12 protein-coding genes are annotated in these 14,439 nt (G+C 70.6%); 5 read left to right on the plus strand and 7 right to left on the minus strand.

Features of this window, described 5'->3' with window-relative positions; genetic code table 11:
* Positions 1–8 precede the first annotated feature (8 nt).
* The 3 genes from rlmB to I7X39_RS01310 are packed head-to-tail and all read left to right on the plus strand — an operon-like array spanning position 9 to position 3,665.
* Entirely contained in the window at positions 9–758 is a 750-nt protein-coding gene (gene rlmB, locus I7X39_RS01300; protein WP_198109141.1) for a 23S rRNA (guanosine(2251)-2'-O)-methyltransferase RlmB, read from the plus strand.
* Positions 759–762: 4 nt separating this feature from the next.
* Positions 763–1,392 carry a uracil phosphoribosyltransferase gene (upp, locus tag I7X39_RS01305; protein WP_198109142.1) on the plus strand — a complete coding sequence of 210 codons (630 nt, stop codon included), beginning with the start codon at positions 763–765 and terminating at the stop codon, positions 1,390–1,392.
* Positions 1,389–3,665 carry a penicillin acylase family protein gene (locus tag I7X39_RS01310; RefSeq protein WP_198109143.1) on the plus strand — a complete coding sequence of 759 codons (2,277 nt, stop codon included), beginning with the start codon at positions 1,389–1,391 and terminating at the stop codon, positions 3,663–3,665. Before upp ends, I7X39_RS01310 begins: the two co-directional genes overlap by 4 nt.
* Before the next feature lie 12 nt (positions 3,666–3,677).
* Here the strand turns inward: I7X39_RS01310 and I7X39_RS01315 are convergent, their stop codons facing one another.
* The 3 genes from I7X39_RS01315 to I7X39_RS01325 are packed head-to-tail and all read right to left on the minus strand — an operon-like array spanning position 3,678 to position 5,769.
* Entirely contained in the window at positions 3,678–4,208 is a 531-nt protein-coding gene (locus tag I7X39_RS01315) for a chromate transporter (RefSeq protein WP_198109144.1), read from the minus strand.
* Positions 4,205–4,759, minus strand: a complete 555-nt coding sequence (locus tag I7X39_RS01320; protein WP_198109145.1) for a chromate transporter — start codon at positions 4,757–4,759, stop codon at positions 4,205–4,207. Before I7X39_RS01320 ends, I7X39_RS01315 begins: the two co-directional genes overlap by 4 nt.
* Entirely contained in the window at positions 4,756–5,769 is a 1,014-nt protein-coding gene (locus I7X39_RS01325) for a D-2-hydroxyacid dehydrogenase family protein (protein ID WP_198109146.1), read from the minus strand. The genes I7X39_RS01320 and I7X39_RS01325 overlap by 4 nt, the downstream gene beginning before the upstream one ends.
* Before the next feature lie 85 nt (positions 5,770–5,854).
* Between I7X39_RS01325 and galE the strand changes: the two genes are divergently transcribed.
* Complete coding sequence (gene galE / locus I7X39_RS01330) at positions 5,855–6,865, plus strand: UDP-glucose 4-epimerase GalE (protein ID WP_198109147.1); 1,011 nt, start codon at positions 5,855–5,857, stop codon at positions 6,863–6,865.
* A gap of 10 nt (positions 6,866–6,875) precedes the next feature.
* Complete coding sequence (gene glpK, locus I7X39_RS01335; protein ID WP_198109148.1) at positions 6,876–8,333, plus strand: glycerol kinase GlpK; 1,458 nt, start codon at positions 6,876–6,878, stop codon at positions 8,331–8,333.
* Here the strand turns inward: glpK and I7X39_RS01340 are convergent.
* The 4 genes from I7X39_RS01340 to I7X39_RS01355 all read right to left on the minus strand — a co-directional run bounded on the left by I7X39_RS01340 (position 8,317) and on the right by I7X39_RS01355 (position 14,385).
* Positions 8,317–10,077: a S10 family peptidase gene (locus tag I7X39_RS01340; protein WP_198109149.1), complete on the minus strand. Its 1,761-nt coding sequence runs from the start codon at positions 10,075–10,077 to the stop codon at positions 8,317–8,319. The genes glpK and I7X39_RS01340 overlap by 17 nt on opposite strands.
* Positions 10,061–13,333 carry an amidohydrolase family protein gene (locus tag I7X39_RS01345; RefSeq protein ID WP_198109150.1) on the minus strand — a complete coding sequence of 1,091 codons (3,273 nt, stop codon included), beginning with the start codon at positions 13,331–13,333 and terminating at the stop codon, positions 10,061–10,063. Before I7X39_RS01345 ends, I7X39_RS01340 begins: the two co-directional genes overlap by 17 nt.
* A gap of 120 nt (positions 13,334–13,453) precedes the next feature.
* A complete protein-coding gene (locus I7X39_RS01350) occupies positions 13,454–13,870 on the minus strand; it encodes an organic hydroperoxide resistance protein (protein WP_198109151.1) in 417 nt (138 codons plus the stop codon).
* Between the two features lie 29 nt (positions 13,871–13,899).
* Positions 13,900–14,385, minus strand: a complete 486-nt coding sequence (locus I7X39_RS01355) for a MarR family winged helix-turn-helix transcriptional regulator (protein ID WP_198109152.1) — start codon at positions 14,383–14,385, stop codon at positions 13,900–13,902.
* Positions 14,386–14,439: the final 54 nt, after the last annotated feature.

Consider the following 14,439-nt stretch of genomic DNA (forward strand, 5'->3'; position numbering starts at 1 on the left):
ATCCCCCCATGACCGAAAAACCCCGCAGCGTGCTGTTCGGCTTTCACGCCCTCAGCACGCGATTGAAGATCGCCCCGGCCAGCATCGAGCTGATCCTGTTCGACGCCAGCCGCCGCGATGCCCGCATGAAGGGCCTGCTGGCGCGTGCCGCCGAGGCCGGCATCAAGGTGGCCGAGACCGAGCCCCTGCAGCTGGACCGCCTGGCCCGCACCGACCGCCACCAGGGCGTGGTGGCCAAGGTGGAGGCACTGAAACAGCAGCACTCGCTCGACGACCTGCTCGACGAGGTGCAGGCGCGTGGTGAGCAGCCGCTGCTGCTGGTGCTGGACGGCGTGACCGACCCGCACAACCTGGGCGCCTGCCTGCGCGTGGCCGATGGTGCGGGCGCGCATGCGGTGATTGCCCCGCGCGACCATGCCGTGGGCCTGAACGCCACGGTGGCGAAGGTGGCCAGCGGCGCGGCCGAATCGGTGCCCTACTTGATGGTGACGAACCTAGCCCGCACGCTGGGCGAGCTGAAGGAGCGCGACATCGTCTGCGTCGGCACCTCCGACCAGGCCGAGTCCTCCATCTACGCGGCGCCGCTGGCCGGCCCGCTGGCCTGGGTGCTGGGCGCCGAGGGCAAGGGCCTGCGCCAGCTCACCGCCAAGACCTGCGACCGCCTGGTCAGCATTCCCATGCGTGGCGCGGTCGAATCGCTGAACGTGTCGGTCGCGGCCGGCATCTGCCTGTACGAATCCCTGCGCCAGAGAGGTTGAAGCCATGCCCGTGATCGCCGTCACCCACCCGCTCGTCAAACACAAGGTCGGTCTGCTGCGCGAGGCCGACATCTCGACCAAGAAGTTCCGCGAGCTGACCCAGGAAGTGGCGCGTCTGCTGGCCTATGAGGCCACTGCCGATTTCCCGACCGAGAAAGTGACCCTGGAGTGCTGGAGCGGCCCGACCGAGGTCGACCAGATCGCCGGCCGCAAGGTCACCGTGGTGCCCATCCTGCGCGCCGGCCTGGGGATGCTGGACGGCGTGCTCGACATCCTGCCCAACGCCAAGGTCTCGGTCGTCGGCCTCGCGCGGGATCATGAAACGCTCAAGCCGGTGAATTACTTCGAGCGTTTCGTCGGCCAGCTGGACGAGCGCACCGCGCTCATCATCGACCCCATGCTGGCCACGGCCGGCTCCATGATCGCCACCATCGACCTGCTGAAGGCGCGCGGCTGCAAGGACATCCGCGCCCTGGTGCTGGTGGCCGCGCCGGAAGGCGTGGCGGCGATGCACAAGGCCCACCCCGAGGTGCGCTGCTGGACGGCGGCGATCGACAGCCACCTCAATGAGCAGGGCTACATCATCCCGGGCCTGGGCGACGCGGGCGACAAGATCTTCGGCACCAAGGAATGACGCGGCGCTGGCTGGCACGCGGCCTGGCCGCGCTGGCCCTGTTGCTGCTGGCCGCGCTGCTGGCCATCTGGCTGCTGCTGCGCGCCAGCCTGCCGCCGCTGCAGGGTGAGCTGCCGGCGCCGGGCCTGGCGGCACCGGTGGAGCTGCAGCGCGATGCGCGCGGTACCGCCAGCGTGCATGCGGCGAACCGGAGCGATGCTGCCTACGGCATCGGCGTGGCCCATGGGCAGGACCGCTTCTTCCAGATGGACACCCTGCGCCGTGCCGCCGCCGGCGAAATGGCCGCCCTGGTGGGCGCGCCCGGCCTGAAGATCGACCGGGCCACGCGCGGCCACGGCTTTCGGGCGCGGGCCGAGCAGGCCTACGCGGCGCTCTCGCCCGCGGAACAGGGCCTTCTGCAGGCCTATGCGGCGGGGGTGAACCGGGGGCTGCAATCGCTCGGCGCGCGCCCGCCCGAGTACTGGCTGCTGCGCCAGGCGCCGGCCCCCTGGCAGCCGGTGGACAGCCTGCTCGCGGTCTACGCGATGTACCTGAATCTGCAGGCCGACCAGCTGGGCCAGCTGCGGGGGCGCATGGCGCTGCGCGAGCGCCTTGGCGCGCCGCTGGCTGACTTCCTGCTCGCGCCCGGCATCCCCGAGCTGGACGCCCCGCTGGACGGCGTGGCCTTTGCGCAGCGCGGCCCGATTCCGGCGCCACCGCCTGGCTGGGGGCAGGGCGCTGCGCCGCGCCAACAGATGGCAGGGGAGGCCGGCCAGGTCGGCTCCAACGCCTGGGCCGTGGGGGGCGCACGCCGCCCCGGTCAGCCCGGCCTGTTGGCCAATGACATGCATCTGAGCCTGGGGCTGCCCAACACCTGGTACCGCATGGCCCTGCATTGGCGCGGCGCCGATGGCCGCGAGCGCCGCTGGGTGGGAGTGACGCTGCCGGGCATGCCCGCACTGGTGGTGGGCAGCACGGGCCAGATCGCCTGGGGTTTCACCAACAGCTATGTGCGCTCCTTCGAGCTGCTGCCCCTGGAGCCCGCGGGCGACGGACGCTGGCGCGGGCCGGACGGCCGCGAGGCGCCGCTGCAGCGCCAGACCCACACCCTGACCGTGGCCGGCAGTGCACCGCAAGCGCTGGAGCTGGAGAGCTCGCCCTGGGGGCCGGTGGAGCGCCTGGATGGCCGCCCCCATGTGCGGCGCTGGCAGGCCTACCGGCCCGACGCCGTCAATCTGCAGCTGCTGGCGCTGGAAGACGCCGCCGATGTGCCGACCGCCCTGGCCTTGGCCCCGCGGCTGGGCATGCCGACGCAGAACCAGCTGCTGGTGGACCGTCAGGGCCACCTGGCCTGGACGCCGGCCGGCCCGCTGCTGGGCGAGGGGCCTCACCCGCAGCTGCAGGACCCGGCGGATGGCCGGCTCTGGAGCGCCAACCACCGCCATCTGGGCGGAGCCGGCTTCGAGCGCCTGGGGGATGGCGGCTACGGCGCTCCGGGCCGCGCCGCCCGCGTGCGCGAGCGCCTGCGCGCACTCGACCACCCCGACGAAGCGGCCCTGGCCGCCATCGCGCTGGACGACCAGGCCCCCATGCTGCAGCGCTGGCAGGCGCTGCTGCTGCGCCGCCTGGACGCCGCTGCACCCGATTCGGCGCGCGCCGAGTACCGGCGCCTGATCGACGCGCCCCTGCAGGCCCGCCCCGATGCCGTGGCCTACACCCTGGTGCGCGGCCTGCGCACGGCCGCGCTGGAGGCCTTCAATCAGGCGCTGGCCCCGTCGTTGCCCCAAGCGGGTGGCGATGCCAAGGACTTCAGCCTGGCCGCCCTGAACCCGCGCTGGGATGAACCCGTGCTGCGCCTCTACGAGGAACAGCCCGCGGCCTGGCGCAGCGGCTTGCCGGAGCTGCTGGCGCTGGTGGATGCGGAGATGGAGCGCTTGCAGCAGCGCCACGGCCGGCTGGCCGATGCGCGCTGGGGCGAGACGGAAAGCATCCGCGTGCGCCACCCCTTGAGCGCCGCGCTGCCGGCCTGGCTGGGCCGCCACTTGGACGCACCGCCCCAGCCGATGGTGGGCGACACCCTGACCCCACGGGCCCAGGCGCGCAGCTTTGGCGCCAGCGAACGCCTGGTGGTGGCGCCGGGCGAGGAAGCACGCGGCCTGTTCGCCATGCCCGGCGGGCCCAGCGGCCACCCGCTCTCGCCCTTCTACCTGAGCGACCACGCCGACTGGGCGGCCGGGCGTTTCGGGCCGCTGCTGCCGGGTGCGCCGCTGCACCGCCTGCAGCTGCGGCCCTGAAGCGCCGCTAAGTCACCAGAGCCCGAACACCCCGCCCGCGGCGCCGAGCCCCAACCAGGCCAGCGGCGGCAGCTTGCTGCGCGCGCTGCCCAGCGCCACCCCGGCGACCAGCGCCCAGGCGGGCCAGCCGGCCTGCGTGTAGGGCTGTACCAGCACCCAGGCGCCGGATAGCGAAAGCCCCAGCACCAGCGGCGCGCAGCCGCGCTGGAAGGCCTGCAGCAGCGGGTGCTGGCGGTTGGCCTCGGCCCAACGCGCGTAGCGCCACACCAGCAGGGTGGAGGGCAGCAACACCCCGCCCAGGCAGGCCAGCAGGCCGGCCGGCCCGGCGGCCATCCAGCCCAGCACCCCCACCACCATGATGTTCGGGCCTGGCGCCGCCTGGCCCAGAGCCACGGCCTGCGCGAAGCCGGCTTCGTCCAGCCAACCGCGCTGCAGCACCAGGATGCGCTGGGAGTCGGCCAGGATGGCGTTGACGCCGCCGATCGACAGCAGCGAGAGCAGGGCGAACTGCCCGGCCACGGCCGCCAGCTCGCCCCAGCTCATGGGCGCCGCGCCTGGTGCGCCGCCCAGGCCATGCCCAGCCCGCCCACCAGCAGCACCACCGCCACCAGCGGCCAGCGCAGCCAGGCGCTGAGCAGCAGGCCGGCTGCAGCGAGCGCCGCCACGGCCCAGGGCCCCAGGGGGGAGCGGCGCAGCGGCAGCGCCAGCTTCCAGCTCGCGCCCAGCAACAGGCCGGCAGCCACCAGGCCCATGCCGCGCAACGCCCCCTGTACCTCGGGGCGGTGCAGTTGCTGGCTGGCCAGCGCCGCCAGCGCGATCACCAGCAGGCCCGGCACCAGCAGCATGCCGCCCAGCACCGCCAACACGCCGCGCCAGCCGAAGTGGCGCTGGCCGAGCATGATGGCCAGGTTGATGACGTTGGGGCCGGGCAGGACCTGGGCGGCGGCCATCAGCTCCAGGAACTCGGCATCGCTCAGCCAGCGCTCGCGCTCGACGAATTCATGCTGGGCCACCGCCAGGATGCCGCCGAAGCCCTGCAGGGCCAGGCGGTTGCACACCCAGGCCAAGTGCCAGGGCGAGCGCGGTGCGTTCACCGGCTGACCTTCAGCGCGTCCGGGTTCACCAGGTTCTGCGGCTGCCCGCGCAGGAAGGCGACGACGTTGTCGAACGCGGCGCCGAAGTACAGCTCGTAGCTGGCCTGCTCCACATAGCCGATGTGCGGGGTGCAGACGGCGTTCTCCAGGCGCAGCAGCGGGTGGCCTTGCAGGATGGGCTCGCTCTCGAACACATCCACCGCCGCCATGCCGGGGCGGCCCCGGTTCAGCGCCGCCACCAGCGCGTTCTCGGCCACCAACTCGGCGCGCGAGGTGTTGACGAACAACGCACTGGGCTTCATCAGCCCAAAGTCTTCCAGCGTCACCAGGCCGCGCGTGGCCTCGTTCAGGCGCAGGTGCAGGCTCAGCACGTCGCAGCCGGCGAAGAAGGCCTCACGGCTTTCGGCCGCCTGGTAGCCATCGGCCATGGCCTTCAGCCGCGAGGCTTCGCTGCCCCACACCAGCACCTGCATGCCAAAGGCCTTGCCGTAGCCGGCCAGCAGCTGGCCGATCTTGCCGTAGCCCCAGATGCCCAGGGTTTTGCCCTGCAGCAGCAGGCCGATGCCGAAGTTGGGCGGCATCGAGGCCGACTTCAGGCCGCTTTGCTGCCAGGCGCCGTGCTTGAGGTTGCCGATGTACTGCGGCAGGCGCCGCATGGCGGCCATGATGAGCGCCCAGGTCAGCTCCGCCGGCGCATGGGGCGAGCCCACGCCCTCGGCCACGGCAATGCCGAGGCGGGTGCAGGCCTCGACGTCGATGTGCGAGCCCACCCGGCCGGTCTGGGCGATCAGCTTGAGCCGGGGCAGCTTTTCCAGCAGCTGGCGGGGGAAGGCGGTGCGTTCGCGGATGAGCACCAGCACATCGGCGTCGCGCAGGCGCACGGCCAGCTGGCCGATGCCCTTGACGGTGTTCGTGAACACCTTGGCCTGGATGCCCTCGACCTCAAGCTTGGTGGCGCAGTGCAGCTTGCGCACGGCGTCCTGGTAATCGTCAAGGATGATCACGTTCATGGCGGGGCGGGATTGTGCGCCCCGCATCGGCGCGGAATCGGCCGCTCGCACAATCGCAATCCCCAGAACGAGAAGGAAGTCCTTCATGCGCGTGCTCGTCACCGGCGGCGCCGGTTTCATCGGCTCCATCACCACCCTGCAGCTGATCGAGGCCGGCCACCAGCCGGTGGTGCTGGACAACTTCAGTAACAGCTCGCCGGTGGCCCTTGAGCGCGTGGCGGAGCTGTGCGGCCGCAAGCCGGCGCTGGTGGAAGGGGACGTGCGCGACGGCGCCTTGCTGCGCCGCGTGCTGCGCGATGTCGGCATCGAGGCGGTGATGCATTTCGCCGGCCTGAAGGCGGTGGGGGAGTCGGTGGAGAAGCCGCTCGAATACTTCGACAACAACGTCCAGGGCAGCTTGAGCCTGCTGGCCGCGATGCGCGACGAAGGCGTGGGCACCCTGGTGTTCAGCAGCTCGGCCACCGTCTACGGCATGGCCGAGACCATGCCGCTGCGCGAGGACGCCCCCACCGGCACCACCAACCCCTACGGCCGCAGCAAGCTGATGGTCGAGCAGATCCTCACCGACCTGGCCGCCGCGCCGGGCAGTGGCATGAGCCTGTGTGCGCTGCGCTACTTCAACCCCGTGGGCGCCCACCCCAGCGGCCGCATGGGCGAGGACCCGCAGGGCATCCCCAACAACCTGATGCCCTTCATCGCCCAGGTAGCCGTGGGCCGGCGCGAATCGCTGGCCGTGTTCGGCAACGATTACCCCACCGTCGACGGCACCGGCGTGCGCGATTACATCCATGTGATGGACCTGGCCGCCGGCCACCTGGCCGCGCTGCGCCATGTGCATGGCAAGGCGGGCATGCACACCTTCAACCTCGGCACCGGCCGGGGCCACTCGGTGCTGGAGGTGCTGCGCGCCTTCGAGGCCGCTGCCGGCAAGCCGATCGCCCACCACGTCGCCCCACGTCGCCCGGGCGACGCCGCGCAAAGCTGGGCCGACCCCGCCAAGGCCCAGGCCGAGCTGGGCTGGCAGGCCACGCACACCCTGGAACAGATGTGCGCCGACGCCTGGCGCTGGCAATCCATGAACCCCAACGGCTATTGAGGAGTTCGTCATGACCCATGTGCTGGCGCTTGACCAAGGCACTACCAGTTCACGCGCGCTGCTCTTTGACCTGCAGGGCCGGATCCAGGCGCAGGCCCAGCAGCCCTTCGAGCAGCACTTCCCACAGCCCGGCTGGGTCGAGCACGATCCCGAGGCCATCTGGGCCACCCAGCTGGACACCGCCCGCCAGGCCCTGGCCGGCCGGCGCCCGGCCGATGTGGCGGCCATCGGCCTGACCAACCAGCGCGAGACCGTGGTGCTGTGGGAGCGCGCCAGCGGCAAGGCCCTGACGCGCGCCATCGTCTGGCAGGACCGCCGTACCGCCGCCGCCTGCCAGGCCCTGCGCGAGGCCGGGCACCTGGACTTCGTGCGCCAGCACACCGGCCTGACGCTCGACCCCTACTTCAGCGCCACCAAGATCGCCTGGTGGTTGCAGCAGCACCCCGACTGGCGCGCGCGTGCCGAGCGCGGCGAGCTGGCCGTTGGCACCGTCGACAGCTGGCTGCTCTGGCGCCTGACCGAAGGCCGCGTGCACGCCACCGATGTGACGAACGCCAGCCGCACCCTGCTGATGAACCTGCACAGCGGCGCCTGGGACGAGGAGCTGCTGCGCCTCTTTGGCATCCCGCGGGCCTTGCTGCCCGAAATCCGCCCCTCCGCCGCCGACTACGGCCACACCAGCTTGCTGGGGGGCTCCATCGCTATTGGCGGCGTGGCCGGCGACCAGCAGGCCGCGCTCTTCGGCCAGGGCTGCACCCAGCCGGGTCAGGCCAAGAACACCTATGGCACCGGCTGCTTCCTGCTCATGCACACCGGCGAGCGCGCGCTGCCGTCCGAGCACGGCCTGCTGACCACGCGTGCGGCCCAGACCGGCGCGCAGCCCCAGTTCGCGTTGGAGGGCAGCGTCTTCATGGGCGGTGCCGTGGTGCAGTGGCTGCGCGACGGCCTGAAGATGTTCGCGAGCAGCGCCGAGGTCGAGACCCTGGCCCGTTCGGTGCCCGACAGCGGCGGCGTCATCGTCGTGCCCGCCTTCACCGGCCTGGGTGCGCCGTACTGGAACGCCGAGGCGCGCGGCGCCATCCTGGGCCTGACACGCGGCAGCGGCCAGGCGCAGATCGCACGAGCGGCCCTTGAATCGATCGCCTTCCAGAGCGCCGACGTGCTGGAGGCGATGGTGAAGGACGCCAGCGCTGCCGGCATCGCCTTGAGCGAGCTGCGCGTGGACGGCGGCGCCAGCGCCAACGACCTCTTAATGCAATGGCAGGCCGATCTGCTGGGCGTGCCAGTGTGGCGGCCGGCGGTGGTGGAAAGCACCGCTTACGGCGCAGCGGCCTTGGCTGCGGCGCAGGCTGGGGTGACGCTCGCACCGGCTTCGAGTGCGGGGCGACGCTTCGAGCCGCAGATGGCGCGGGCGCAGGCCGCCGAGCGCATGGCGGCCTGGCACGCGGCTGTCAATCGGGTGCTTTGACCGGGGCTGTGAGGTTGGCGCGCGGTGGCACCCACGGATCTCGCATCGGCGCCTGGAACTCCGGCTCCGGCGTGGCCCGCTTGAAGCCCGGCAGGGGCAGGGCACCGGCCTGGTCCGGGTAGGGGCGCTGCGGCGCGGCGGCGGAGGCCTGGCGCTGCGGCCCGCTGCCGGCCGCCGCACCGCGCGCGGCCAGCACTTCGGCGTAGAAGCTCACCAGATCGGCCTTCTGGCGCACCCGGGTGGCGTCGTCCAGGAAGCTCATGTGGCCGCCGGGGTAGTTGCGCACCTGCACGCGGTTGCTGTTCAGGCGCGCCAGGTCCTGCTCGGTTCGGTAGAACGGTGTGGCCAGGTCGTGATAGCCGCTGATGGCAAGCACGCGCAGACGCGGGTTCTGCTGCAGGGTCCAGGCCAGGTCGGGGATGGTGTCCGGCAAGTCGCGGCCGCCGTAGCTGAAGTTCCAGACCTGGATGGCATTGCTGAGCAGCACATAGGTCGAGCCATTGCGGTACTGCAGATCGTTGCTCAGGTGGGTGTTGATGGCGCTGGCGAAGCTGCTGCCGATCCAGGTGCTGGAGGGGTCGCCCTCGGCGGCCAGGGCGCTGCCCACCGGGGCCAGCATGCGGCCGTCGTAGCGGCCGATCAGCTGGCCGGGCAGCAGGTTCTCGCGGTAGTAGGTCGGCGGTAGGTTGAACTGCGCCTGCCAGTGGTTGGCGCCCAGGCCGGTCAGGTTGGCCAGCTGCGGCCACAGTGCCGGGGTGGTGCTGCCGCCGGTCAGGAAGGCTTGCGCGGCCGGTTCGTAGCTCTGGGCGGCGAACTGGCGCGCCTGGATGGTCCAGGCGTCGAGGTCCGTTGGCACCTGTTGGCTCAACCGGTGCCAGGCCCCCACGGCGGCGTAGCTGGGCAGGTAGCCGGCGCAGGAGACGCGCGGCAACTCGAAGATGGCGCAATTGCTGTTGTAGTCCATGGCCGGGCTTTGCAGCACCAGCCCGTCCATGGGCAGATTGGCCTCCTGCAGTCGCCGCGCCAGCACCGCGGTGCGCGGCCCGCCATAGCTCTCGCCGTACAGGAACTTGGGTGAGGCCTGGCGGCCGTTGACCTCGACATAACGGCGAATGAAGTCGCGGAACAGGCTGGCGTCCTCGTTCACGCCCCAGAAGCTGCGGTTGGTGAACGGGGCGATGGCCTGCGAGCGGCCGCTGCCCACCGCGTTGACGAACACCAGATCGCTCTGTGCCAGCAGGCTGTCGGCGTTGTCCACCAGGGGGAAGGGGCGGGCGGCGGTGGTTTCGGGTACGCCGCTGACCAGGCGCTTGGGGCCAAAGGAACCCAACTGCAGCCAGACCGAGGCCGAGCCCGGGCCGCCGTTGTAGAAGAAGGTGACCGGCCGGGTGGCCGCGTTCGCGCCGGGCAAGGTGTAGGCGACGTAGAACACCGCTGCTTGCGGCCGTTGCGCCGCGCCGATCTCGCGCGCGATCAGGTGGCCGGCCGTGGCCTGGTAGTTCAGGGTCTGGCCACCCAGGCTGAGGCTGTGCTGGGTGACCGCCGCGGCCTCGGTGGCGCCGGGCAGCGAGGCATTGGCGTTCGCGGAGTAGACATTCGGATCGTCCAGACCCGGCAGCGTCTGCGGCGGTGGCGGGGGAGTTGGCGCACCCCCTCCGCCGCCTCCGCCGCAGGCTTGCAGCAGCAGGGCCAGGGCCGCCGCGCTGGCGGCCCGGTTCAGACGAGTCTCAGTGCTTACAGACATGGCCGACCCCCATCGAATCGTCAAGTGCGTCCTCGTGCACCGGTACCTGACCCTGCTCGCCGCTCAGGCCCTCGAAGAAGAAGGGCTTGCGCGGCTTGGGTCGGTGGCCGATTTCGTTCATGGTGGGCAGCTCGTACAGGCGCCCGCCCAGCATCACCTGGGCGATGCGGTCGCTCTGGCGGATGTCCTTGAGCACATCGCCGTCCAGCACCACCACATCGGCCAGCTTGCCGGGTTCCAGCGAACCGATGTCCTTGTCCAGGCCGAGTGTCTGCGCCGGGTTCAGCGTGGCGCTGCGCAGGGCTTCCAGCGGGGTCATGCCGCCCAGGCCCAGCATCCACATCTCCCAGTGCGCACCCAGGCCCTCGCGCTGGCCGTGCGCGCCGATGCTGGTGCGCACGCCGGCGCGCTGCAGCTCGGTGGCGGTGCGGGCCACGCGCAGCACATTGAAGTCCTGTTCGGGCGCGGTGAGGCGGCGCACGCTGCGCGGCTCCAGCACCGAGCGCGGCACGAAGCGGCTCAGGATGGGGTGGCGCCACACCTCGGTGTGCGCGTACCAGTAGTGCTCGCCGTCCAGGCCGCCATAGGCCACATTGAGCGTCGGGTTGTAGCCCACGGCGGTCTGGGACCACAGCTGCTTGACGTCCTCGTACACCTCGGCCACGGGCAGCGCATGCTCCACCGTGGTGTGGCCGTCCACCAGCTGGTTCATATTGAGCTGGAACAGCGAGGCGCCCTCTGGCACCACCATCATGTTCGTCTGGCGTGCCGCTTCCAGGATCTGCTGGCGCTGTTCGCGGCGTGGCTGGTTGTAGCTCTTCACACTGAAGGCGCCGGCGGCCTTCAGGCGCTTGAGGTGGGTGAGGGCGTCGTCGTAGTTGTTGATGACAGCCGTCACATCCGCTTTGGCGCCGTACAGGATGGTGCCGGTACTGAAGATGCGCGGCCCCACCAGCTGGCCGACACGCTGCATTTCGCTGACGGTCAGGATGTCTGAGGTGCGGTTGCTGGGGTCGTGCAGGGTGGTGACGCCAAAGGCCAGCGTGGCGTAGTTGACCCAGCTCTGCTGCGGAATGAATTGGCTCTCCGCCATGGCGCCGTGCCAGTGGGTGTCGATCAGGCCGGGGATCAGCGTCTTGCCCTGCACCTCGATCACCTGCGTGCCGGCCGGAATGCTGACCTCAGCCGCCTTGCCCACGGCCAGGATGCGCTTGCCTTCGGTGACGAGCACGCCGTCCTCGATGACCTCGTCGCCCCGCATCGTCACGATGCGCGCGCCGCGGAAGGCGATGCGGCCGGTCGGCGCATCGGCCGCCTGGCGGAAGCCGATCTTGAGCCCCTGCTCGCTGCGCTTGAAATCGGCGCCGTAGGCGGCGGCGCGCGGCACGCTGAAGAGCTCATCACCCAGCGCGTAGTGCAGGGTGGCGCTGTCGCCCGACCAGTGCAGGGATTCACCGGCGTTCACGTCCAGGCGCTTGACGGGCAGGGCCTCCATCTTGGAGCCCACCGTCAGCAGCTTGCCGGTCTGCGGCAAGGGCGTGATGTAGGTATGGAAGCGCTCGATGAAGCCCAGCCAGCGGCCATCGGGCGAGACCGTGAATTCGGAGGCGAACTCGCCCTTGGCGATGGGAGTTTCCTCGCGAGTGGCCAGGTCCAGGCGCACCAGCTTGTGCTCGCTGTCCACCTCGCTGACGGCGCCCGAGCGCGTGAAGAACACCGCCTTGCTGTCCGCGCCCCATTGCGGGCTGTGGCCGGTCTTGCTGAGCTGCTGCAGCTCGCTGCCGTCCACCCGGCTCATGAAGAGGCCCTGGCCCAGGCCCTGCCAGGGCGTGGTGAGGTAGCCGCCCTTGGCCTTCTGGTAGACGACCGAGCGGCCATCAGGCGAAAGGCGTGGGTGCAGGTACTTGCCGGGCGCCTGGGTGACGACCGTTTCGCGCCCGCTGGCCAGGTGGCGCACGCGCACCTGGCCGAGCTTCTCGTCGTTCCAGGTGGTGTAGACGATGGACTGGCCGTCGCGCGAGAAGCTCGGGAACAGTTCGAAATGCTCGTTCTGCTGGGTCAGGCGGCGCGGCATGCCGTTCGGCAGCTCCTTCAGGTAAAGGTGCCCGAGCGCCGAGTAGACGACGCGCTTGCCGTCCGGTGCGGTCTGCACCCAGCGCAGCTGGCGCACATCGAACTCGGGCGGGGCCACCTCCTGGGCGTAGCGGATGGACTCGCGGATCTCACGCGTGTCCTTCACCTGGAAGGGGATCTCGCGTGCCGCGCTCTTGAACGGGTCCACCCGCCACAGCTTGCCGCGCGCCCACAGCACCAACTCCTTGCTGCCCGGCATCCAGGCAAAGGCGGGGTAGACGCCGTAGTAGGACCAGGACTCCTGCAGATCGCGCTCCAGCGGGCCCCATACCGGCCACTCGCGGCCGCTGTGCAGGTCCTTGAGGAAGAGCATGGACTGACCCTGGTCCTGCTCCAAGCGCTGGCGGCGCACGAAGGCCAGGTAGCGACCGTCGGGCGAGGGCGTGGGCCGGATGGCGCCACCCGGGCCGCTGACCAGGGGCTCGCTCGTGCCGTCCTGCAGGTCCTGCCGCACGATGCGGAAGATCTCCTTGTTCGAGTCCTTGTTGTACTCAAACACGCGGCCGGGCGTGGCGTCCATCGAGTAGTAGAGGTAGCGGCCATCGGGCGAGAGTGCGGGCTCGCCCAGGTCCTTCTGCCAGTTCGGCTTCTCGTTGAGCTGCACGCCCTTGCCACCGTCCAGGTGGTAGAGCCAGATCTCGCCCGAGCCCGCTGAGCGTGTGCCGGTGAAGTGCTTGCGCGCGGCGATGTACTGGCCGCTCGGGTGCCAGGTCGGGTTGTTCAGCAGCCGGTAATCCTCGGTGCTGATGGCCTGGGCGCCGCTGCCGTCGCGGTTCATCACCCAGACGTTGTCGCCGCCGCCGGCGTCGCTGATGAAGGCGATCTTCTGCCCGTCGGGCGAGAAGCGGGCCTGCATCTCCCAGGCCACCGAATGCGTCAGCGCCTGGGCCTGGCCGCCCTCAATCGGCAGCACGTACAGATCACCCAGCAGGTCGAACAGCACCTGCTTGCCATCGGGGCTGACGTCCACGCTCATCCAGGTGCCGCTGCGCACATCGATGGCGACGTTGCGGGACTGGCCCGGCGGCTGGTTGACGTTCCAGGCCTTGGGCTTGGCGTCTTGCGCCGTGGCGGCGCAGCTGAAGAGGGCGAGGGCGAGAGGAAGGAGACGGGGCAGATACATGCCCCGCACCATAGGCCGTTCACCCCAAGGGGCGTGAGAGGAACAGTGCCGGGTTACGAACGTCATGCCGCCCATGAAGAAAGGCGCCCGCAGGCGCCTTTGCAGGGGTGCGGTGGGCGCTCAGACGACGGTCAGCACCACGTCAATGTTGCCGCGCGTGGCATTGCTGTAGGGGCAGACCTGGTGGGCCGTGGCCACCAGCTTTTCGGCGGCCTCACGCTCCAGGCCGGGCAGGCTGATCGCCATGCGCACGCCAATGCCGTAGCCGGCGCCCTTCGGGCCAAAGTCCACTTCGGCGTCGATCTTGGCGTCGGCCGGCACGGCCAGGCCCAGCTTGCCGGCCACGGCGCCCATGGCGCCCATGAAGCAGGCCGAGTAGCCGGCCGCGAACAGTTGCTCGGGGTTGGTGCCCTGGCCATTGCCACCCATTTCGACCGGCTTGGCCAGCGTCAGCTCCAGCGGGCCGGTGCTGGACTTGCCATTGCGGCCGCCGGTGGTGGTGGCGTGGGCGGTGTAGACGACTTTGTCGAGAGCCATGGTGTTTCCTTTGAGGGTGATTGCCGGGTTCAGGCGGCGGTGGGGATCTGTGCCTGCAGCAGCTTTTCGCGCAGCTGATGCAGGCGTTGCGTCAAAGCCTGCAATTCGTCCAGCGAACAGGCGCTGGCGCAGGCCAGTTGATGGGGAATGTCCAGCGCCTTGGTTTGCAGCGCCCGGCCGGCCGGCGTGAGGCGCACCAGCACGCGGCGTTCGTCGGCGGCATCGCGGCTGCGCACCAGCAGGCCTGCGGCTTCCAGCCGCTTGAGCAGTGGGGTCAGGGTGCCGGAATCCAGCGCCAGGCGCTCGCCCAGCTGGCTCACGGCCTGCTCGTCCTGTTCCCACAGCAACAGCATCACCAGGTACTGCGGGTAGGTCAGGCCCAGCGGCGCCAGCAGGGGCTTGTAGAGCTTGGTCATGGCCAGCGAGCCGGAGTAGAGCGCGAAGCAGAGCTGGCGGTCCAGGCGCAGCCACTCGGTGGCGGCGGGGCTGGGCTTGGCGCGGTGCTTGGCTGGCATGGGGCGAACTGTAGTTGGCAATTGAATTGTGCGCAATTCAAGTGCGGGACAAGA

The organism is Inhella proteolytica (genome assembly GCF_016093275.1).
GTDB lineage: Bacteria > Pseudomonadota > Gammaproteobacteria > Burkholderiales > Burkholderiaceae_C > Inhella > Inhella proteolytica.